The organism is Streptomyces sp. NPDC059696 (assembly GCF_042733745.1).
Taxonomy (GTDB): domain Bacteria; phylum Actinomycetota; class Actinomycetes; order Streptomycetales; family Streptomycetaceae; genus Streptomyces.
In genome coordinates this window covers 18,386-38,548 of the sequence record NZ_JBHWFG010000033.1, presented here as the reverse complement: position 1 = coordinate 38,548, position 20,163 = coordinate 18,386, and the positions used below count along the sequence as shown (strand labels likewise).

The window sequence follows — 20,163 nt, the reverse complement described above, 5'->3', positions numbered from 1 at the left end:
GGGCAGGGCCGGTGGGGCAGACTGCGGCCGTGAGCGCCGTTGTGTGGACCGCCGCCGGATCACTCCTCGCCTGGTTGTGGCTGCTGCTCGGTCAGGGCTTCTTCTGGCGCACCGATGTGCGTCTGCCGCCGCGCGCGGAGCCGGACGTGTGGCCGTCGGTGTGCGTCGTCGTCCCCGCCCGCGACGAGGCGGCCGTGCTGCCCGCCGCGCTGCCGTCGTTGCTCGCGCAGGACTACCCGGGCCGGGCGGAGATCTTCCTCGTCGACGACGGCAGCTCGGACGGCACCGGTGAGCTGGCGCGCGAGCTGGCAGGACGGCACGGCGGGCTGCCGCTGACGGTGGACTCACCGGGTGAGCCCCCGGCGGGCTGGACCGGCAAGCTGTGGGCGGTGCGCCACGGCATCGGGCTGGCACGCGCGCGTGATCCCGAGTACCTCCTGCTGACGGACGCCGACATCGCGCACGCGCCGGACAGTCTGCGGGAGCTGGTGGCGGCGGCCCGTTCCGGCGGGTACGACGTCGTCTCACAGATGGCCCGGCTCCGGGTGGGGAGCGTGTGGGAGCGGCTCGTGGTTCCGGCGTTCGTCTACTTCTTCGCGCAGCTCTACCCCTTCCGCCGTATCGCCGCGGCGGGCCGGACCGCGGCCGCCGCCGGGGGCTGCGTGCTGCTGCGAGCGGGGACCGCGCAGCGGGCTCGGATCCCGGACGCGATCCGGCACGCCGTGATCGACGACGTCGCGCTCGCCCGGGCCGTCAAGCGCGGCGGCGGCCGGGTCTGGCTGGGGCTCGCCGAGCGGGTGGACAGCGTGCGGCCGTATCCGCGGCTGCACGACCTGTGGCGCATGGTCGCGCGCAGCGCGTACGCGCAACTGCGGCACAACCCGCTGCTGCTCGCCGGGACGGTCGCCGGGCTGGCGCTGGTGTATCTGGTGCCGCCCGTGGCGGTCCTGGCCGGTGTCGTCGCCGGCGGTGCGGCGGCGACGGTCCTGGGCGGTCTCGCGTGGCTCGTCATGGCGGGGACGTACGTCCCGATGCTCCGCTACTACCGCCAGCCGCTGTGGACGGCCCCGCTGCTGCCCTTCACGGCGTTCCTCTATCTCCTCATGACCGTCGATTCGGCGGTGCAGCACTACCGGGGGCGGGGTGCGGCCTGGAAGGGCCGCACCTACGCGCGCCCGGACGCCGTGCCCGAGGAGGGCTGACGCCCGCCGGAGCGGTCGGGCCGAGGGGTCACTTGCGGCCGGGGGTCCAGTTCATACCCCACCCGTAGGCGTGGTCGACGGTCCGCTGCGGGCTCACCCCTCGGTCGGGCACCAGGTAACGCGCCTCCCGCTGGACGACCAGGTCGCCGCCGGTGTTGGTGATCAGGGCGAGCGCGCACACGAGTGAGGGGACCGTGCACTCGTCGAGGGAGAACTCGATCGGCGCCCCGTGCTCGGGCCGGAGCGTGACCGAGGCGTGCAGATCGGCGAAGGAGCGGGCGCCTTCGTAGATGGTGACGAACACGAGGATGCGCCGGAAGGCGTTCTTGTGGTCGAGGTTGACGGTGAGGTTCTCCCCCGTGGACACGGCGCCGGTGCGGTCGTCGCCGTCGAGGTGGATGTAGGGCGGCCGGTGCAGCGCTCCGAAGCTGTTGCCGAGGGCCTGTACGACGCCCTTGCTGCCGTCGGTGAGTTCGTAGAGCGCGCACAGGTCGAGGTCGAGGTCGGAGTGCATCGCCGTCGGGCGCCCGAACTTGCTGCTCCAGCCCGAGAACTGCTTGCGCACCTCCCAGTTGAGGTTGACGTGCAGCGCTCCGGAGGTGCCGCCCTGCTTGGTGAGGGAGACGGAGGGGGCGGCCTTGGTGAGCGTCACCTTCGTGAGGCGGACGGGCGCCGGAGGCGCTGCGGGCGGGGGCGGAGCGGTGGGCTGCGCCGTGGGCGGGGGCGGGTACGCGGCGGGCGGCACGGCCGCGGGAGGCGCCGGCGCCGCGACGGGTGCCGATGCCGGTGCGGGTGCCGGTGCCGGTGCCGCACGCTGCGGCTCGTCCACCGTGATGCCGTAGTCCGTGGCGAGCCCTTCGAGTCCGCTGCTGTAGCCCTGGCCGACGGCACGGAACTTCCACGCGCCCTGGCGACGGTAGAACTCGCCCAGCACGAAAGCGGTTTCGGTGGTGGCGCCGGGGTTGTCGAAGCGGGCCACCGGGTGGCCGTGGGCGGCGTCCTGGACCTCGATGTACAGGCCGGGGACCTGTCCGAAGGAACCGCCGTCGGCGGAGGCGGCCAGGACGACCGTCTCGATCGCGGGCTCCACGCGCGCGAGGTCGACCACCAGCGTGTCGGTCACGCGGCCGTCGGTGGTGCGCTTGCCCTCGTGCCGGATCGCCCCCGAGGCGTGCCGGGGCTGGTTGTAGAAGACGAAGTCCGCGTCCGAGCGGACCTTGCCGCTCGTCAGCAGCAGAGCGGACGCGTCGGCGTCGGGGACGCCGGCTCCGGCCCGCCATCCCAGTTCCACCCGCAGCTCAGCGGTCGGCACCGGAGTATTTGAACCTTTCATCATTTGCATGTCCGCCCCCATCGCAGGCACCGCGCCAGGCCCGTCCCGGCCGTCCGTCGAGTCTCGTGCGGACAACCTATTCCTTGCCAGGGCGAAGTCCCCCGCGAGCGTCCCGGAAGATCGACGGCCAACCGCCGGTAACCGGCCCGGAACTCGGCCTTTACACGATCAGCACCCCGCTGCGCGCCCCTTTTTGGCGAGTTCGCTCGCATTGGGGATCCCGGGTCACCGCGGACACGGAAAACAACCCTCTTATCGGTCTCCCCAACCAGCACATCGTGGGCTTAACTTATGTGCCATGACCTCCCCCCGCTCCACCTATGGCGGCGGCTACTACTCCGCCTCCTTCCCGGACACCCCGATCTACGACAAGCTCGTCGCCGAGCGGGGCACCCCGCAGATCGCGCCGATCCGGGTCCCCGCCCAGTACGACATGCCGGGCAGCAGCCTGCCCGCGCTCCCGTCGGCGCTGCCCGCCCTTCCGGCAGCCCCCTCCCAGTCCGCGTACGGCTATCCGCAGGCGCAGCAGCCCTCCCCGCTGCAGCAGGCGCCCGCGGCGTACATCCCGCAGCAGGCCACCGCTCCGCGCGGCTACCCGGGCCCGCAGCAACAGCCGCGCCCGGCGGCCCCCGCGGGCTACGAGGCGATGCGCCCCGCGGCTCCCCGGCCGGCCCCGGCCCCCTACCAGGACCCGTACAACAGCCAGCAGTACCGCGGGTACTGAGCCGCCCTCCCGCGGGCCGTCGGCGCCGGCTGGCACGATGACCCGATGGGGAACGCTCACCTGCACTCGATCCACGTCCATCCGGTCAAGGCGGCCCGGGGCCTGGCGCCCCGGGAGGCCGTCGTGGAGCCCTGGGGCCTGGCCGGGGACCGGCGCTGGGTGCTGATCGACGACGGGGGCAAGGTCGTCACACAGCGCCGTCATCCGCACATCACGCGCGCCGCCGCCGAGCTTCTGCCCGGCGGCGGTGTCCGTCTGTCCGCGCCCGGCATGCCGGCGTTGCCCGTGCCCGTTCCCCGGCACTCCGCCACGGTGCCGGTGGACATCTTCGGCGACACGGTCGAGGCCGTCCCCGCCGAGGACGAGGCCGCGCACGCCTGGTGCAGTTCCTACCTCGGCGCCGGGGCACGCCTGGTGTACCTGGACGATCCGGCCACGCGCCGGCCCCTCGCCCCGGAGCACGCGCACGCCGGCGAGACCGTCTCCTTCGCCGACGCCGTGCCGCTGCTGCTCACCACGACGGCCTCGCTCGACGCCCTCAACTCCCTGATCGCCGACGGCGCGTACGCCGCCGAGGGCCCGCTGCCCATGAACCGTTTCCGCCCGAGCGTGGTCGTGGCGGGCACGCCCGCGTGGGCCGAGGACGACTGGTCGCGCATCGCCCTCGGGGACGTGGTGTTCCGTGTCGCCGGGCCGTGCGGCCGGTGCGTGGTGACCACCACCGACCAGGGCACCGGAGAGCGGGGCCACGAGCCCCTGTTCAGTCTGGGGCGGCACCGCCGGCTCGGCGGCAAGCTGATCTTCGGGCAGAACCTGGTGCCGCTGTCGGCCGGCACGATCCGGCTCGGCGACCCGCTCAGGATCCTCGAATAGCTCTTCGAGCGGAGCGGGAACCGTGCCGCCGGTCCGGGCGTTGAGCCTGTGTGAGAAATTCATGAGAGGCCTCGGGAGAGGTGATGTCGCTCTCTCTTCGAGGGGTCCGTGCGTGGACGGCTCCGCCGGGGAGTATCACGGAGCGGGAAGGGGGTGCAGGCGGTGCGGGCGATCAGGGGACTCTGGCACTGGCGGCGCAATCCGCTCTGCCGCGCGACCGACCTGGCCGAGGCCTGGGTGGCACTGGCCGCCCTGCTGCTGATCCTGCTGGCAGCGCCCGTCGTCGGATCGCTCGTCGGAGGAGCGGCCCAGGACGCGCTGCAGCGCTCCGTACGGGCGCAGCACGAGGCACGGCATCTGGTGAGCGCCACCGTGGTCCGCAAGCTGGACCGCTCCCCGCTGGACGCCGACCCCGAGACCTCCTCCGGCCGGGATCTGCGCACCCGCGTCCTCGCCGAGTGGACCGCGCCGGACGGCACGGCGCACCAGGGTCCGGTGCTGTCGAGCCTCAAGGACCCGCACCAGGGCGACGCGTTCCGGATATGGACCGACCGGCACGGCCGGATGGTCCCCCGCCCGCTCGACTCCGCGACCGCCTCCACGCACGCGGTCCTCGCCGGCTTCGGCGCGGCCCTGGCGGCCGGCGGTCTCATAGAGGGCGGAAGGCGGCTGATCGTCTGGCGCATGGTCCGCCGCCGGTACGCCCACTGGGACCGGGCATGGGGCAAGGCAGGCCCGGACTGGGGCAGGACGGGCGCCGGCAGCTGACGGCCTTCCGGCTCTGGTCAACCCACCAGCCGCGCGCACGCTACGGTGGTCCGGCCGAACCGTTCGGCAACAACCCGCGCGCGAGCCTCAGGGACGCGCCGGTGTCGATGCCGCGTGCGCGCCCAGGCCCCGAGGTCCGGGCCCGGTCGCGGTCGCGACCCGGCCGGAGCGCCCCGACGGCGGACGAGCCATCAGTACGACCGAGGTGGGGGCACGGCTACACCATGGCACAGGGCACGGTCCAGGTGACGCACACCGGCACGTCGCGGTGGCGGCGCCGCACGGGTGAGTACGCATCGCTCGCCGCCGCCCTGGAGGCCGCGGCCGACGGAGACGTCCTCACCGTCGCGCCCGGCACCTACCGGGAGAACCTCGTGCTGCAGCGCGCGGTGACCCTGCGCGGCCCCGACGGCTCTCCCGGCTCGGTGCGGATCGCGCCGGTGGACGGCGTGCCGCTGACCGTGCGCGCCTCGGCGGTGGTGCAGGACCTGCACGTGGAGGGCCAGGACGCGGCCGCCCCGGCCGTGCTCGTGGAGGAGGGCACCCCGGAGCTGCGGGACGTGCGGGTCGTGACGCGGTCGGCGGCCGGCATCGAGGTGCGCGGCAGCGCCCGGCCCACGGTGCGGCGCTGCGCGGTCGACAACCCGGCGGGCATCGGCATCGCCGTACTCGACGGCGCGGGCGGGGTGTTCGAGGAGTGCGAGGTCGTCGCGGCCGGCCAGGCGGGGGTGGCGGTGCGCGGCGGGGCCCACCCGCGTCTGGAGCGCTGCCGGGTGCACCACACCTCGGGCTCGGGCCTGTCGGCCACCGGGGAGAACTCCGCGCTGGAGGCGGTGGGCTGCGAGATCTACGAAGTCCGGGGCAGCGGTGTGCAGATCACCGGCCGGGCCACCGCGCACCTCACCGACTGCGATGTGCACCGCACGACGTCCGACGGCGTCACACTGGACACCGACGCGGTGCTGACGCTCGCCGACTGCCGCATCCACGACATCCCGGAGAACGCGGTCGACCTGCGCTCCCGCTCCGTTCTCACGCTGACCCGCACCACCGTGCGGCAGTTCGGGCGCAACGGTCTGTCGGTGTGGGACCCGGGCACGCGGGTGGACGCCAACCAGTGCGAGATCTTCGACAGCACGGGCGACTACCCGGCGGTGTGGGTCAGCGACGGCGCCACCGCCGTACTGGACTCCTGCCGGGTGCACGACGTGCCGGACGCCCTGTTCGTCCTCGACCGGGGCTCACGGGCGGACGTGGTCGACACCGACCTCTCGCAGGTGCGCAACACGGCCGTGTCCGTGAGCGACGGGGCGACCGCGCAGCTCGACGACTGCCGGATCCGTGACGCGGCGACGGGCGCCTGGTTCCGCGACCACGGCAGCGGCGGCACGCTCAGCGGCTGCACGGTGGACGGCACCCAGACGGGCGTGATCGTCACCAAGGGCGCCGACCCCACGGTGGAGCGCTGCACGATCGACTCCCCCGCGGAGGCCGGTGTCTACGTCTCGGCCGGCGGCCGGGGCAGTTTCCTGAACTGCCGGGTGACGGGCAGCGGCGGCTACGGCTTCCACGTGATCGACGGCAGCCGGACGACGCTGCGCAAGTGCCGCACGGAGCGGTGCGCGCGCGGGGGTTACGAGTTCGCGGACAGCGGCGCCGACGCGGCGTCCGGAGCGAGTCCGCTCGTGGAGGACTGCACGAGCGACGAGAGCGCGGGGCTGCGTGCGCCGGCCGCGCGGGAGACGTCCGTGCAGACGGTGAGCCACTCCCCCGGTCTGCTGGGCGCAGTCCCGGTGCCCCGCGCCGAACCGGAGCCCTCGGCACCGGCCGCCGAGCCCGCGCAGCCGGCCCGCTCCTCCAAGGACGTCCTCGGTGAACTCGACGCGCTGGTGGGCCTGGAGAGCGTCAAACGCGAGGTGCGCGCCCTCACCGACATGATCGAGGTCGGCCGGCGCCGTCAGCAGGCCGGCCTGAAGGCCGCCTCGGTCAAGCGGCACCTGGTCTTCACCGGCTCCCCCGGCACCGGCAAGACGACGGTCGCGCGGCTCTACGGCGAGATCCTCGCCTCGCTCGGCGTGCTGGAGAAGGGTCACCTGGTCGAGGTGTCCCGGGTGGACCTGGTCGGCGAGCACATCGGCTCGACGGCGATCCGCACCCAGGAGGCCTTCGAGAAGGCGCGCGGCGGGGTGCTGTTCATCGACGAGGCGTACGCGCTGTCCCCGGAGGACGCGGGCCGCGACTTCGGCAAGGAGGCCATCGACACGCTGGTGAAGCTGATGGAGGATCACCGGGACGCGGTCGTGGTGATCGTCGCGGGCTACACGGCCGAGATGGAGCGGTTCCTGTCCGTCAACCCCGGCGTGGCGTCCCGCTTCTCCCGGACCATCACCTTCAGCGACTACGGCCCCGAGGACCTGCTGCGGATCGTGGAACAGCAGGCGGAGGAGCACGAGTACCGGCTGGCGGAGGGCGCCGCGGAGGCCCTGAGGAAGTACTTCACCGTGCTCCCCAAGGGCCCCGCGTTCGGCAACGGCCGCACCGCGCGGCAGACGTTCGAGGCCATGGTCGAGCGGCACGCGAGCCGGGTCGCCCAGCTCCCGGAGCCCAGCAAGGACGACCTGACACTGCTCTACGCCGAGGATCTGCCCGAGGTGCTCTGAGGAGGCGCCCGTCTATGCGGCGGGCGGCTCGGGCTCGGGCCGTGGCGACGGCACGTCCGGTACCGCCGGGCCGTCCGAGGCCGCGCTTTCGCCGTCCAGGGCCGCGCTCTCGCCGTCCAGGGCCGCGCTCTCGCCGTCCAGGGCCGCGTTTTCGCCCTCCGGGGCCGCGCTCTCGCCGTCCGGGGCCGGGGGCCGCAGTCGGGCCAGCAGGGTGCGGCGTTCCTCGGCGAAGACCGGGTCGGCCCGGTAGTCGGAGTGGCCGAGGATCGGCGCGGGCAGCGGCAGCAGCGCGGTGCGGGCGTAGGCGAGGGGGTCCAGCAGAGGGGCGTGGTCGACCTGCGCGCCGGGCAGCCGCATCGGGCCGCCGATGGGGTCGGTGAGCCGGTAGAGGTTGCGCCAGCAGTCGACGTCCCGGTGCAGGGAGCTGAGCGCGGCGGGCCCGAAGTGCGCCGGGAACCAGCGGCCGTAGAGGCGCTCCAGCGGGGAGCCGTAGGTCAGGAGTGCGACGCGTCTGCGTGCGGAGGGGGCGAGTTGCCAGGCCGCGGCGGCGGCGAGCACGCTGCCCTGGGAGTGCCCGGAGATGACCAGGCGGCCACCGGTGGTCTCGGTCCAGGTCGCCATCCGCCAGGTCAGGTCGGGTACCGCGCGCTCGGCGTAGCAGGGAGGGGCGAAGGGGTGGGAGGCGCGCGGCCAGAACGTGCCGACGTCCCAGAGGATGCCGATCGTACGGCGGGCCGCGGGGTCCTTGTAGGCGCGCCGGCCCCAGGTGACGAAGAGTATGAAGCCGAGGCCGATCAGCCAGGAGCCGAGGGCCTGGGCGGTCTCGGCGGCACCGTGCACGACGGGGTGGGTGCCCTGCGCGGCTTCGCCGGGGGTCCGGTCGGTGGCCAGGGCGCCCACCAGGGCCGCGGCGCCGAGCAGCAGGGTGACGCCGGAGGTGACGGCGACGACGCGGGGGCCGCGGTCGGTGAGCGAGGCCATCGCACGGGTGTAGGCGATACGGCGGGTGCGGATGCGGTCCGGGGCCTCGTCGGGGTAGTCGAGCGCCACGGCGGCGCGTTCGGCGCGGGCGAGCCGCCAGGCGCGGTGGGCCAGCCAGCCGAACAGCCCCAGCAGCACGGCCAGCAGCGGCGGGATCACGGACGCCTGCCAGGTGAGCAGCACCGGCGGGCCCTCGACGGACGCCCCGGTGCCGTCCAGCCAGTCGGACACGCGCTGGGAGACGCCGCCGGACATCACGCCGCCGAGCGCGCAGGCCAGCATCGCCACCGCGGGTCCGCCCAGGCCCCGCAGCACGGCCCGCCGGTCGGGATCGGTGCGGTGCAGGACAAGGGCGACGACCCCGAGGACGATCACGAGCAGTCCCTGGACCAGGGCGATCGCGCCGAAGGTCGTGTCGCCCGGCAGGCGGCCCTCCGACCTCCATCCGGGGCGCTCCCATCCGGCGTACACCACGGCGAGGGCGAGCAGGACGAGCGCGGCGAGCGGCAGGCGACGCACGAAGCGCTCGTCGAGTGTGCGGTCCAGCCGTCTCTCGCTGCGGCCGCGGCGGCACACCACCCACACCACCGCGACCGCGCAGGCCGCGAGGGCCGCTTCGAGGACCGTTCCCAGGGTGCCGAGGACGGCGGGGCCACCGGGGCGGCGGTCGTGGCGGGCGGCGGCGCTGCCCACGGCGGCGGCGACCGTGATCAGGCCGGCGGCGGTGTGCGCGGCACGCAGCCGGGCCACGAGCCGGCGTCCGTACCAGAACCCGGGCCGGCCGAGGGCGGTCGGGCCGCCGCCCCCCTCGGGCTCGGGTGCCCGTTCGACGGGCTGCTGGGACTCGTAGTCGCTCCACGTACGCCGGGACAGGTACCACAGCAGCACGGTCAGGGCGGTGGGGACGACGGCGGCGAGGGCGAGCCGGCGGCCGGGGGCGCTCCACCAGCCGCCGTTCGAGACGGTGGGTGAGAGGAAGCCCAGCCAGGAATGGCGGTCGGCGCACGGGGCCGTGCCCGCGCACTGCCAGGCCACGAGGTCGAGGGCCACTTCGCAGGCGGCCGCGACGAGCAGCACCGTCAGGGTGAGGCCCGCGAGCCGCACCAGGAGGCCGTACAGGCGCACCGTGCGGCGGCGGCCGTGGGCGGTGGGGCGCATCCAGTGGGCGATGTTGACGACCATGAACGGCAGCAGCAACAGCCACAGGGCGCGGGTGCCGTTGCCGGAGGTGAGGTTGCACCAGACGTACGCCTCGGGCACCGGTTGGTCGCGGCGGCGGTCGGGGCCGTGCTCGGCGTCGACGTCGTCGGCGCGCCGGAAGACGGCCGCGATGTGGTCGCCGGTGATCCGCACCGTCCGCGGATCGTTGAGCATGTCCTGCGGCGTGGTGCCTCCCACACCGTGGACGAGGAGTTCCAGGGCCGTTCCGCTCTCGCCGCGCTCCGCGGCGGGACCGTCCGGTCCGCCGGTCGGCGCGTGTTCCCGCGCGCGTTCCACTGCTTCGCACTTCCCCCATGACACGCCGTCGGCTCTGCCCGTGCGGGCACAAGGATCTCCGGTTCCACGGCGCCGCACACCCCCTGTCACGGAATCTCCCCGATCTGTGATGAAACCGGAGCGAGGAGACGAACGCCGGGTGGCGGGAGTGCGACGAGCGGGCGGTGGCGCTGTCCGGCCCTCGCCATGCGAGGATGGGGCATCCTCGCATCGCGACCGGGAGGAATGTCCCGGTAGGAGCCGGTGCGCGGGGTGTGTGTCGACGGCATTGAGGCGAAAGGACCGGAGCGTACGTGAGCGAGAATCAGAACCTCCTCGCGGAGCAGCGGCGATCCCTGATCCTCGACGAGGTCCGCCGCCGGGGCGGTGTCCGGGTCAACGAGCTGACCCGCAAGCTCGGCGTGTCGGACATGACGGTCCGCCGCGACCTCGACGCGCTCGCCCGTCAGGGCGTGCTGGAGAAGGTGCACGGCGGCGCGGTCCCGGTGGTGGAGGCGAGTACGCACGAACCGGGTTTCGAGGCCAAGTCCGGTCTGGAGCTGACCGCCAAGGAGGACATCGCACGCGCCGCGGCCAAGCTGGTCGCGCCGGGCGCGGCGATCGCCCTGTCGGGAGGTACCACGACGTTCGCGCTGGCGCACCAGCTGCAGGACGTGCCGGACCTCACGGTGGTCACCAACTCGGTGCGGGTCGCGGATGTGTTCCACGCGGCGCAGCGCACCTCGGGCCCGCGGCAGGGTGCGGCCACCGTGGTGCTGACGGGCGGGGTGCGTACGCCCTCCGACTCGCTGGTGGGTCCGGTCGCCGACCAGGCGATCGCGGCGCTCCACTTCGACCTGCTGTTCCTCGGGGTGCACGGCATATCGGTCGAGGCCGGCCTGTCGACGCCGAACCTCGCGGAGGCGGAGACGAACCGGCGTCTCGTGCAGTCGGCGCGCCGGGTGGTCGTGGTCGCGGACCACACCAAGTGGGGCAAGGTGGGCCTGAGTTCGTTCGCCACGCTGGAGCGCGTGGACACGCTCGTGACGGATGCCGGTCTGCCGGAGGAGGCGCGTGGCGTGGTCGCGGAGCATCTGCGGCGCCTGGTGGTGGCCGGGGAGCCCGAGGACGACGCGGACGTCTGACCGCGCCGGAGCGGAGGTCGAGGGCCCGGGAGGCCGTACTCAGTCGGGCCAGACGCCCGTCTCCAGCAGCGAGTCGATGGCGGTCGTGTAGGGCTCGATGTCCAGCCCCTGGGCGGCCAGCCAGGCGTCCGAGTAGTACTTGTCGAGGTACCGGTCGCCCGGGTCGCACAGCAGCGTCACGACACTGCCCTGCCGCCCTTCGGAGACCATCTCGGCGACGATCTTCAGCGCGCTCCACAGCCCCGTGCCGGTCGAGCCGCCCGCCTTGCGGCCGATGGCGCGCTCCAGGGCCCGGACGGCGGCGACACTCGCCGCGTCGGGCACCTTCATCATCCGGTCGATCGCACCGGGCACGAAGCTGGGTTCCATACGGGGCCGGCCGATGCCCTCGATGCGGGAGCCGCAGTCACAGGTGACGTCCGGATCGCCGGTGGTCCAGCCCTCGAAGAAGCACGAGTTCTCGGGGTCGGCCACGCAGACGCGGGTGTCGTACTGCATGTAGTGGACGTAGCGCGCGAGGGTCGCGGAGGTGCCGCCGGTGCCCGCCGTGGCGACGATCCACGCCGGCTCGGGGAACCGCTCCAGGCGCAGCTGCCGGAAGATGGATTCGGCGATGTTGTTGTTCCCGCGCCAGTCCGTGGCCCGTTCGGCGTAGGTGAACTGGTCCATGTAGTGGCCGCCGGTCTCGGCCGCGAGGCGGGCGGACTCCTCGTACATCGTGCGGGGGTCGTCCACGAAGTGACAGCGGCCGGAGTGGAACTCGATGAGGCGGATCTTCTCGGCGCTCGTCGTGCGGGGCATGACGGCGATGAAGGGCACGCCGATCAGCTTCGCGAAGTACGCCTCGGAGACGGCCGTGGAGCCGCTGGAGGCCTCGATGACGGGCCGGTCCGGCCGGATCCAGCCGTTGCAGAGGCCGTAGAGGAAGAGGGAACGGGCGAGGCGGTGCTTGAGGCTGCCGGTGGGGTGGGTCGACTCGTCCTTCAGGTACAGGTCGATCCCCCACCGCTGGGGCAGGGGAAACTGCAGCAGGTGGGTGTCGGCCGAGCGGTTGGCGTCGGCCTGGACTCTGCGGACGGCTTCTTTGAGCCAGGTCCGGTAGGCGGCGTCGCTGTGATCGACGTCGAGGGTCACACCGGTGCGGATCTGCGGGGAAGTGCTCACGGGCGGGGCTCCTATCGCTGCGCGCCGACGACGCGTCGCGCGGCCGACACCTCCGATCATAGGCACCCCGCGCACGCTTCTCACCTGCATAAACGCATCTTTGAGCCCCCCAAAGCGCCCCCAGGAGCAGAGCCGGGGCAAGGGGGCGCGTGGTCCGGGGGGCGCATTCCCGGGCGTGCTGCGGGCGCCCCCCGGCGACGGGCTCGCGGACCCTGGTGCCGGGCGCCGGGCGGGGGCAGACTGCACGGCGGGACCAGGGCCCCGGACGGGTGCCCGCGGACCACGACGGCCAGAGACCATGACCGTCAGCACGGACAGCAGACCACGACCGTCAGCAGGATCCGGCTTCCGGGCGCGGGCATCACGCCCCGGGACGACGGGCCGGCGGACCGGTCCGGACCGGGCGGGGCACCGTCCCGGAGCGGACCACGCCGGTGGACGGGGCACACTGGATCGGGGCACGAGCCCGTACCGGCGTCGCGCGAGCGGGCCGGTGCACCGACACGCACCAGGGGGCGGGTGGCATGGGAGAACCGGAGTTCAGGGCCACGGGCGTGCGGATCGGGAAGCGGCTGCGTTCGCTCACCCGGGCCGGCCAGGTCCGGATCAGCGACGGCAGGCTCGAGCTGCTGACCAGCTACGGCAGTGAGATCGACAGCGCGCCGGTGCAGGCCGTGCGCGCGTCGAGGCCCTGGTTCGGCCCCGATGACCGGGCCACGGCGGATCTCAACGGCAAGCGGTACCTGCTCACCCTGGGCGATCACGATCCCGCCCCGGGAGAGCCGGGCCCGCCGGCCGCGCGGCGCTTCATCGAGGCCGTACGCAGAGCGGCGGGGCGTGACGACTGAGATGTCGGCGAGTTGCGGTACCTCATCCCCTGCGCCACTCTGGTCTCACGTCACTCTGGGTTTACCGGCGATAACGCTGCGAACCAGCCCGCCGGCCACGACAGCAGGCGGCAGTGTCACGCAGGCGCCCTGCTGGATCCGAATCCCGTGTTCTTCCGGACCTCACGTCGGGGAGTCGCAGCCGTGATCAGCTACCCAAGCAGGCACTGCACGGTGGAGCTCCAAGCCCTGCCGTCGCGGATCGGCCAGGTCCGCAGAATCGTATCTGCGCAATTGCGCTACTGGCATCTGGATGCTCTGATCGACCGGGCCTCGCTCGGCGTGACGGAGCTGTTGTCCAACGTCCACCGGCATGCCCAGCCCGACAAGACGTGCACGGTCGAGATAGAGCTGCTGCTCGACCGGCTCACGGTCTCGGTGCGCGACAGCGATCCGCGGATGCCCGTGGTCGACGACGCGGAGCCGCTGGCGACCTGCGGGCGTGGGCTCGCGATGGTCGCCGCCATGAGCGAGAGCTGGGGCGTCAGGCCGGACGGCGAGTCCGGCAAGGTCGTGTGGTTCACCCTGCCCACGTCCGCTCCCGTGGTGACGCCACCGTCCCTTCGGTCGCGGCGCACGGTGCAGGAGAAACCCGCACGCAGGTTCGCCGAGGTCGGGGCGTCCGCCGAGGTGCTCCGGACCGATCATGCTCCCGCCCGGTCCGCCGTTGCCGGTTGACCGGGCGGTGACCACCGTCCCCACGGGGGCCTCGGGGGCGCACGCCTTCCGGAGTGCTCCCGGGGTGTACGCCTTACGGTGTGCTCCCGGTGCGCACGCCTTACGGTGTGCTCCCGGGGTACGCGGCCGCCACTCCGGCCGTTCGGCGTGCGGCACGTTCGCGTGTGCCGCACGCCGGACCGGCAGCGGGCCCGCGAGGGGCCGGCGCGCGTGATCACGCCGTACCCCCCTTGCGGCCGAACTCCTCGTTCAGCACCGACAGTCGGCGCCAGTACTCGTCCTCGTCGATCTCGCCGGAGGCGAATCGGCGGCCGAGGACGGCGAGGGGCGAGTCGCCCTCGACCGTGGGCCGCACCCAGGGGCCGCCACGCCGTCCGCGCCACACCGTGCGGCGCAGCAGTGCGATGCCGCCGCCGATCACCAGCACCCAGATCAGCGGGAAGAGCAGGATCCAGGGGCCGGGCCCGCCGCCGTCGCCGAAGTTCGCCAGGGTCCACATGTCGTCCAACTCCTCGGTCTCGTCACGTCCTGTGTGTCCGCTTCCGAGCGTCGCTCTCCGAGAGCCCCAGATCGTCGTACGGCCGGCGGCAGTCGGTGTACCGCGCGGGGAGTAGGCATCCGGCGCGCGGGTGTACGGTGGAGTCTAGATTTCTGTAACTACTGGTATGTACAGTGACGGCATGAGCACCCCGGAACGGCTGATCGAGTCCACCCGCGAGCTGCTGTGGGAGCGCGGCTACATGGGCACCAGCCCCAAGGCGATCCTGGAGCGCGCGGACGCCGGGCAGGGCAGCATGTACCACCACTTCACGGGCAAGCCCGATCTCGCCCTGGCAGCGATCCGGCGGACCGCCGAAGAGATGCGGGCCACCGCGGCGGCGGTGCTCGACGGTCCGGGCACCCCCTACGAGCGGATCGAGGCGTATCTGCGGCGTGAGCGGGACGTGTTGCGGGGCTGCCCGGTCGGCCGCCTGACGATGGACCCCGACGTGATCGCGAGCGCCGCACTGCGCGCGCCGGTCGACGAGACGCTCGACTGGCTGCGCGGACGGATCGCCGGAATCGTCGAAGAGGGCAAGGAGCAGGGCCAGTTCGCGGTCGGCCTCGACGCCGCGGAGATCGCGGCGGCGGTCGTCGCGACCGTCCAGGGCGGGTACGTCCTCGCCCGCGCCTCCGGCTCCCCCACCGCGTTCGACGCCGGGGTCCGGGGCCTGCTCTCCCTGCTGGCACCCCGGACCCCATGAGACACCCCGGACCCCGTGAGGAGACGTCCATGCACGCCATGCAGTACGAACTCACCCTGCCCGCCGACTACGACATGGACGTCATCCGCGACCGCGTCGCCCGCCGGGGGCATCTGCTCGACGACTGGGAGGGCCTCGGTCTCAAGGCCTATCTGATACGCGAGCGCGGTCTGCGCGGCTCGCCGGTCAACCAGTACGCGCCGTTCTACCTCTGGAACACCGTCGACGGCATGAACGCCTTCCTGTGGGGCGGCGGGTTCCAGGGAGTCGGCGACGACTTCGGGCGGCCGTCGGCACGCCAGTGGACCGGGCTCGCCTACGAGGAAGGCAACGGCTCCCGCCCGAGGTTCGCCGTCCGGCGGCGTCAACCGGTGCCCGAGGACGGTCTGTTGGCTGATGCCGTGGCCGACGCGGTGGGCGAGGCGCGGAGGCTGGCGGCGGCCGACGGCGCCCTGGTCGCGTCCGCGGCCGTCGACACCAGCCGCTGGGAGCTGGTGCACTTCTCCCTCTGGGAGCACGACACGCCCGAGGCGGACGGCGACCTCTTCCAGGTGCTGCACCTGTCCGCGCCGGGCCGGCACCGGCTGCCCCGGGGACGCCAGTGGTGAGCGCGGTCCGCACGGTGCTGGGGGACGTGGCCCCCTCGGATCTGGGGGTGTGCGACGCCCACGACCACCTGTTCTTCGGCAGTCCCCGGCTGCCCGGGCAGGAGCTGCGCAGCGTGGCGGCGGCACGCGCGGAACTCGTCGCGTTCCGGGAGCAGGGCGGGGGCACCGTCGTGCAGTGGACGCCGTACGGCCTCGGGCGGCGGGCCGCCGATCTGCCGCCGCTGTCCCGGGAGACCGGCGTGCACGTGGTCGCGGCGACCGGTCTGCACCAGGCCGTGCACTACGACGAGGACACGCTCGCCGGGCTGCGGGGCCGGCTGGCCGAGGTCTTCGTCGCCGAACTCACCGAGGGCATCGGGACGTCGGGGGTGCGGGCGGGGCTCGTCAAGGTCGCGGGCGGCTTCCACGCACTGGACGCGCACGCCCGCTGGACCATGACGGCGGCGGCCGAGGCCCATCACGCCACGGGTGCGACGATCACCGTGCACCTGGAGATGGGCACCGGCGCGCTGGACGTACTGGACCTGCTGTGCGGGGAACGGGGAGTGCCACCGCACCGCGTGGTGCTCGGGCACCTCAACCGCTCCCCCGACCTCGTGGTGCACCGGCAGGCGGCGGAGTACGGCTGCTATCTGGCCTTCGACGGGCCGTCCCTCGCCCATCACGCCACCGACTGGCGGATGCCGGAGGCCGTACGGGCCCTCGCCGACGCCGGGTTCGGCGACCGGGTGCTGCTGGGCGCGGACACCACCACGGCCGCCGCCCGCTCGGTGGACGGCGGCCCCGGTATGCCGTACCTGCTGCGCCGGGTGCGGCCCCGGCTCGCGCAGGCCGTGGGCGAGGAGCTGGTCGGGCGCATCCTCACGCAGAACCCGGGCCGGGCGTTCGGGACCGAGTGGCCCTGACCGGCCAGGTCAGCGGGTCTCAGCCACCGGCCTGGTCACTGTCCTTCAACGAGCCCCAGCCGTGCCAGCGGTCGACCTCGATCCAGGCGCTGACCCGGCGGCGGTCGCGGTCCGGGTAGGGCTTGCCGGTGTAGCGCCGGGCGAGGAGGTCGATGTCGGCCAGGTCCTCGTCGTCGTACATCTCGGTGACGCGGCCGATGAGGGTGACGTGGGTGTACCAGTTGTCGGCGGCGAGGACGGTGAGGGTGACGCGCGGGTCGCGGCGCAGGTGCTTCAGCCGTACCCGGCCTTCGTCGAGGTTGATCAGGACACGGCCGTCCTGCCACGCGTACCAGGTGGCGGTGGAGACGGGTGCTCCGTCGGAGCGCAGGGTGGCCATGACGCACGGGTTGGGGCGGCTCAGCAGATCGTCGGCCTCGGGTGGCAGCGGCGGCTTGGACATGGGGGGACCTCCTAGGAGTCGGTCTTGTCGTCGAAGCTGGCGAAGTAGGCCGCGACCATATCCTCGTCGGCGTGGCCCTGGGCGGCGGCACGCTCCATGCGGGCGGCCGCCGCTTCGGCGACGTCCAGGCGGACACCGTGGTCCAGGCCGGCCCGGACGATGAGCCGGGCGTCCTTGGCGGCGGTACCCACCGCGAACTGGGGCGGTGTGAGCCGGTCCTCCAGGAGGAGTGCGGACTTGGCGCGCAGATAGCCCATGTCGAGCGGGCCGCCGGCGACGAGGTCGAAGAAGCCCTGCGGGTCGACGCCGAGGGCCTTGGACAGGGCGAGGGCCTCGCCGGCGGCGGCGGTGACGGCCAGGACCCAGCTGTTGGCCACCAGCTTCAGCCGGGTGGCGCCGCCCAGCGCCCCGTCCTCGCCGCTCCACACGGTCCGGGCGCCGACGGCGTCGAAGACCGGCGTCACCCTGTCCCGGCCCTCGGTGGGGCCGGCCGCGAGCACGGTCAGTCGGCCGGCCTCGGCGGGCTCGCGGGTGCCGAGGACGGGGGCGTCGTAGAAGACCAGGCCGTGTTCGCCTGCGAAGGCGGCCAGTTCGGCGACGCCCTCGATGCCCGCGGTGGTCGACTGCACCCAGGCGGTGCCGGGGCGCAGGGCGGGGGCGGCTTCGCGCATGGTGTCCAGGGTGGCGGGGCCGTCGTAGAGCATGGTCAGGACGACGTGCGCGTCCTGTACCGCCTGCGCCGGGGTGCCGGCGATCCGTACGCCCTCGGCGGTCAGGGGCTCGGCCTTGGACCGGGTGCGGTTCCAGGCGCGGACGGTGTGTCCGGCCCGGGCGAGGTTGCGGGCCATGGCCGCGCCCATGATGCCGGTGCCCAGGACGCTCACGGTGAGTGTGTCGGTCATTGCGTCAACTTCCTCGGTGGTGCGGTGCGGGCGGACTGCCCCGGACCAGCCTGCCCGCTTCGCGGGTCGCGTTCCCGCGTGCGACGCGGACAACCCTGATACCGGTGGGGTCGGTCTCGCGTCCTGCTGTCCCGAGGAGTTCTCACGCCGAGGGGGCGAGCGCCCGCAGCGGGTCGTCCAGGACCGGCTGCCAGGCCAGTTCGGCGGCGCCGACCAGGCTGTTGTGGTCGAGGCTGCAGGGCAGGATGGGGACGCCTCCGCTCTGCCCCCACAGGCTGCGGTCGGCCACGACCGCGCGCAGCCGTCCGGGGTCGGCGTCGAGGAGCGTGCCGTGCAGTCCGCCGAGGATGATGCGGTCCGGGTTGAGGATGTTGACCAGGCCCGCGAGGCCGAGACCGAGGCGGTCGATGAGGGCCTCGGTCGCGGTGCGGACGCCCGGGTCGTCGTAGTGGTGGCGGATCAGGTCGATGGACTGCTGCAGCAGGGACACCTCGGGGCCCGGTTCGCGTCCGGCCTCGGTGAGGAAGGCCAGCGGGTCGGTCTCCACGTCGAGGCAGCCGCGGCTGCCGCAGTGGCAGGGGCGCCCCTCGGGGTGCACGGTGAGGTGCCCGACCTCCAGGGCGAGGCCCGAACTGCCCCGGTGCAGGCGGCCGTCGAGGACGAGCGCGCCGCCGACACCGCGGTGGCCGGTGGCGACGCACAACAGGTCGCGCGAGCCCCTGCCGGCGCCGTGCCGGTGCTCGGCGAGCGCGGCGAGGTTGACGTCGTTCGCGGCGAACGCGGGACCGTCGATGCCGGCCGCGCGCACCTGCTCGGCGAAGATGTCCCGCACGGGCGCGCCCGCGGGCCAGGCCAGGTGGAGCGGATTCAGGGCCAGTCCCCCGGGCTCGGCGACGGCGGACGGTACGGCGAGGCCCGCGCCCACGCACCGCAGCCCTGTCGTGCGCAGCAGTTCGGCGCCGGCGGAGACGACGGAGGCCAGCACCTTGGCGGGGTCGGCGTCGACGATCTCGCAGCCGGGCGCGGTGGCGAGGATCCGGCCGCCGAGTCCGACCAGGGCCGCCCGGAACCCGTCGGCGTGCACCTGCGCGGCCAGCGCCACGGGGCCGTCGTCGGCGACGGCCAGTCGGTGGGAGGGCCTGCCCTGCGAGCCGGCGGCCGCGCCGGGCCGGGCGTCGACGCGGATCAGCCCGAGTGCCTCCAGTTCGACGGCGACCGCGCCGGCGGTCGCCCGCGTCACGCCGAGTTCGGCGGTGAGCACGGCGCGGGTCGGGGCGCGTCCGGTGTGCACGAGCTCCAGTGCGGGGCCGAGCGCCGCGCGCCCCCGGTCCAGCCGTGCCTTCGAGGTGCTCCCGTTCCCCGCCTGCCGGGGGTCCGCCTTCCCGCTCATGAGGGCGAGTCTCCCATGATCCGCCGGGAGGACGGCCGAGCGTGCCCGCCGGGTGCCGCGGGACCACCGGGGTCGTCGGCCGCCGGCGCGTGCAGGCCGCTGACCCGGAGCGTGATGTTGAGCCGTCCGGTCAGCCCCAGCGCGGGCGGAGCCGTGCCCGGGTGGACGCGGGGGACCCCGTGGTACGCGAACCGGGACGGGCCGCCGAAGACGAACAGGTCACCGCTGCGCAGCTCGACGTCGGTGTAGGGCCGGGTGCGCGTCACGGTGTTGCCGAAGCGGAACACGCAGGTGTCGCCGAGGCTGAGCGACACCACCGGCGCGTCGGACTTCTCGTCGCCGTCGCGGTGCATGCCCATGCGGGCGTCGGCGTCGTAGAAGTTGATGAGCGCGATGTCGTAGTCCGGCGGGGGTCCGCCGAGCGTGTCGTGGACCGCGCGGCGGCCGAGCTCGCCGAGCCATCCCGGGAACGGTTTGACGGGGGCGCCGTCGCCGTCGGCGACCGTGCGGGCGTAGGCGTAGGGGTACCAGTGCCAGCCGAGGCAGACCTGCCGGGCGGTCATGGTGCCGCCGCCGGGGGTGCGGACCGTGCGCAGCCCTGCGGGCGGCCGGGCCCAGGCTCGGCAGGCGTCGAGCAGCGCCGACTGGCGTTCCGCGTCCAGCCAGCCGGGCAGGTGCACCGCGCCGGGCGCGACCTGCGTACGGGCCCTGGGGAACAGCTCGCCGTCCATGCCTCCATGGTGCCCGACACGCCCTGAGCTGCGGCTCGGCTAGCCTGGTC

The 20,163-nt window shown here is 73.8% G+C and carries 19 protein-coding genes; 11 read left to right on the top strand and 8 right to left on the bottom strand.

Annotation, left to right across the window (positions count from 1 at the left end):
- The first annotated feature begins 11 nt into the window (after positions 1-11).
- A complete protein-coding gene (locus ACFV20_RS29325) occupies positions 12-1,202 on the top strand; it encodes a glycosyltransferase (RefSeq protein WP_385661819.1) in 1,191 nt (396 codons plus the stop codon).
- 28 nt (positions 1,203-1,230) lie between these two features.
- Here ACFV20_RS29325 and ACFV20_RS29320 read toward each other — a convergent pair whose 3' ends face one another.
- Entirely contained in the window at positions 1,231-2,538 is a 1,308-nt protein-coding gene (locus tag ACFV20_RS29320; protein WP_385661923.1) for a TerD family protein, read from the bottom strand.
- A 295-nt stretch (positions 2,539-2,833) separates the two neighbouring features.
- On the opposite strand from ACFV20_RS29320, the gene ACFV20_RS29315 reads away from it, so the two are divergent.
- The 4 genes from ACFV20_RS29315 to ACFV20_RS29300 all read left to right on the top strand — a co-directional run bounded on the left by ACFV20_RS29315 (position 2,834) and on the right by ACFV20_RS29300 (position 7,560).
- Positions 2,834-3,259: a DUF6643 family protein gene (locus ACFV20_RS29315; protein WP_366709762.1), complete on the top strand. Its 426-nt coding sequence runs from the start codon at positions 2,834-2,836 to the stop codon at positions 3,257-3,259.
- A gap of 45 nt (positions 3,260-3,304) precedes the next feature.
- Entirely contained in the window at positions 3,305-4,132 is an 828-nt protein-coding gene (locus tag ACFV20_RS29310; RefSeq protein WP_385661816.1) for an MOSC domain-containing protein, read from the top strand.
- Between the two features lie 162 nt (positions 4,133-4,294).
- Entirely contained in the window at positions 4,295-4,900 is a 606-nt protein-coding gene (locus tag ACFV20_RS29305) for a hypothetical protein (protein WP_385661814.1), read from the top strand.
- Positions 4,901-5,124: 224 nt separating this feature from the next.
- Entirely contained in the window at positions 5,125-7,560 is a 2,436-nt protein-coding gene (locus tag ACFV20_RS29300) for a right-handed parallel beta-helix repeat-containing protein (RefSeq protein ID WP_385661811.1), read from the top strand.
- A gap of 12 nt (positions 7,561-7,572) precedes the next feature.
- Here ACFV20_RS29300 and ACFV20_RS29295 read toward each other — a convergent pair whose 3' ends face one another.
- Positions 7,573-10,038 carry a hypothetical protein gene (locus ACFV20_RS29295; protein WP_385661808.1) on the bottom strand — a complete coding sequence of 822 codons (2,466 nt, stop codon included), beginning with the start codon at positions 10,036-10,038 and terminating at the stop codon, positions 7,573-7,575.
- Between the two features lie 293 nt (positions 10,039-10,331).
- On the opposite strand from ACFV20_RS29295, the gene ACFV20_RS29290 reads away from it, so the two are divergent.
- Positions 10,332-11,162, top strand: a complete 831-nt coding sequence (locus ACFV20_RS29290; RefSeq protein WP_385661805.1) for a DeoR/GlpR family DNA-binding transcription regulator — start codon at positions 10,332-10,334, stop codon at positions 11,160-11,162.
- A 39-nt stretch (positions 11,163-11,201) separates the two neighbouring features.
- Here ACFV20_RS29290 and ACFV20_RS29285 read toward each other — a convergent pair whose 3' ends face one another.
- Positions 11,202-12,326, bottom strand: a complete 1,125-nt coding sequence (locus ACFV20_RS29285; RefSeq protein ID WP_385661803.1) for a PLP-dependent cysteine synthase family protein — start codon at positions 12,324-12,326, stop codon at positions 11,202-11,204.
- Positions 12,327-12,850: 524 nt separating this feature from the next.
- On the opposite strand from ACFV20_RS29285, the gene ACFV20_RS29280 reads away from it, so the two are divergent.
- The gene (locus tag ACFV20_RS29280) at positions 12,851-13,174 is read left to right on the top strand and encodes a hypothetical protein (protein WP_385661800.1); all 324 of its coding nucleotides are present in this window, start codon (positions 12,851-12,853) and stop codon (positions 13,172-13,174) included.
- Between the two features lie 183 nt (positions 13,175-13,357).
- A complete protein-coding gene (locus ACFV20_RS29275) occupies positions 13,358-13,891 on the top strand; it encodes an ATP-binding protein (protein WP_385661797.1) in 534 nt (177 codons plus the stop codon).
- 214 nt (positions 13,892-14,105) lie between these two features.
- On the opposite strand, the gene ACFV20_RS29270 is transcribed toward ACFV20_RS29275, so the two are convergent.
- On the bottom strand, positions 14,106-14,390 hold the full coding sequence (locus ACFV20_RS29270) for an SHOCT domain-containing protein (RefSeq protein ID WP_385661795.1): 285 nt from the start codon (positions 14,388-14,390) through the stop codon (positions 14,106-14,108).
- 181 nt (positions 14,391-14,571) lie between these two features.
- Between ACFV20_RS29270 and ACFV20_RS29265 the strand changes: the two genes are divergently transcribed.
- From ACFV20_RS29265 to ACFV20_RS29255, 3 genes are read left to right on the top strand one after another with little or no spacing between them, the layout of a single operon-like run.
- On the top strand, positions 14,572-15,135 hold the full coding sequence (locus ACFV20_RS29265; protein WP_385661792.1) for a TetR/AcrR family transcriptional regulator: 564 nt from the start codon (positions 14,572-14,574) through the stop codon (positions 15,133-15,135).
- 29 nt (positions 15,136-15,164) lie between these two features.
- A complete protein-coding gene (locus ACFV20_RS29260) occupies positions 15,165-15,743 on the top strand; it encodes a DUF4865 family protein (RefSeq protein ID WP_385661789.1) in 579 nt (192 codons plus the stop codon).
- A complete protein-coding gene (locus tag ACFV20_RS29255; protein WP_385661787.1) occupies positions 15,740-16,648 on the top strand; it encodes a phosphotriesterase in 909 nt (302 codons plus the stop codon). Before ACFV20_RS29260 ends, ACFV20_RS29255 begins: the two co-directional genes overlap by 4 nt.
- 19 nt (positions 16,649-16,667) lie before the next feature.
- On the opposite strand, the gene ACFV20_RS29250 is transcribed toward ACFV20_RS29255, so the two are convergent.
- The 4 genes from ACFV20_RS29250 to ACFV20_RS29235 form a co-directional block, all read right to left on the bottom strand.
- Positions 16,668-17,090 (bottom strand): PPOX class F420-dependent oxidoreductase, encoded by a 423-nt coding sequence (locus ACFV20_RS29250; RefSeq protein ID WP_385661784.1) that lies wholly within the window; start codon positions 17,088-17,090, stop codon positions 16,668-16,670.
- 11 nt (positions 17,091-17,101) lie between these two features.
- A complete protein-coding gene (locus ACFV20_RS29245; protein ID WP_385661782.1) occupies positions 17,102-17,992 on the bottom strand; it encodes an NAD(P)-dependent oxidoreductase in 891 nt (296 codons plus the stop codon).
- A gap of 142 nt (positions 17,993-18,134) precedes the next feature.
- Positions 18,135-19,382, bottom strand: coding sequence for an ROK family protein (locus ACFV20_RS29240; RefSeq protein WP_385661779.1), 1,248 nt, complete (start codon positions 19,380-19,382; stop codon positions 18,135-18,137).
- Positions 19,379-20,113 carry an alpha-ketoglutarate-dependent dioxygenase AlkB family protein gene (locus ACFV20_RS29235; protein WP_385661776.1) on the bottom strand — a complete coding sequence of 245 codons (735 nt, stop codon included), beginning with the start codon at positions 20,111-20,113 and terminating at the stop codon, positions 19,379-19,381. The genes ACFV20_RS29240 and ACFV20_RS29235 overlap by 4 nt, the downstream gene beginning before the upstream one ends.
- Positions 20,114-20,163: the final 50 nt, after the last annotated feature.

What these genes read in the sequence shown, in the direction of transcription:
- ACFV20_RS29320 (WP_385661923.1), bottom strand. Translation starts at nt 2,538, where the DNA reads ATGATGAAAGGTTCAAATACTCCGGTGCCGACCGCTGAGCTGCGGGTG.
- ACFV20_RS29315 (WP_366709762.1), top strand. Translation starts at nt 2,834, where the DNA reads ATGACCTCCCCCCGCTCCACCTATGGCGGCGGCTACTACTCCGCCTCC.
- ACFV20_RS29310 (WP_385661816.1), top strand. Translation starts at nt 3,305, where the DNA reads ATGGGGAACGCTCACCTGCACTCGATCCACGTCCATCCGGTCAAGGCG.
- ACFV20_RS29300 (WP_385661811.1), top strand. Translation starts at nt 5,125, where the DNA reads ATGGCACAGGGCACGGTCCAGGTGACGCACACCGGCACGTCGCGGTGG.
- ACFV20_RS29280 (WP_385661800.1), top strand. Translation starts at nt 12,851, where the DNA reads ATGGGAGAACCGGAGTTCAGGGCCACGGGCGTGCGGATCGGGAAGCGG.
- ACFV20_RS29270 (WP_385661795.1), bottom strand. Translation starts at nt 14,390, where the DNA reads ATGTGGACCCTGGCGAACTTCGGCGACGGCGGCGGGCCCGGCCCCTGG.
- ACFV20_RS29265 (WP_385661792.1), top strand. Translation starts at nt 14,572, where the DNA reads ATGAGCACCCCGGAACGGCTGATCGAGTCCACCCGCGAGCTGCTGTGG.
- ACFV20_RS29260 (WP_385661789.1), top strand. Translation starts at nt 15,165, where the DNA reads ATGCACGCCATGCAGTACGAACTCACCCTGCCCGCCGACTACGACATG.
- ACFV20_RS29250 (WP_385661784.1), bottom strand. Translation starts at nt 17,090, where the DNA reads ATGTCCAAGCCGCCGCTGCCACCCGAGGCCGACGATCTGCTGAGCCGC.
- ACFV20_RS29245 (WP_385661782.1), bottom strand. Translation starts at nt 17,992, where the DNA reads ATGACCGACACACTCACCGTGAGCGTCCTGGGCACCGGCATCATGGGC.
- ACFV20_RS29240 (WP_385661779.1), bottom strand. Translation starts at nt 19,382, where the DNA reads ATGAGCGGGAAGGCGGACCCCCGGCAGGCGGGGAACGGGAGCACCTCG.
- ACFV20_RS29235 (WP_385661776.1), bottom strand. Translation starts at nt 20,113, where the DNA reads ATGGACGGCGAGCTGTTCCCCAGGGCCCGTACGCAGGTCGCGCCCGGC.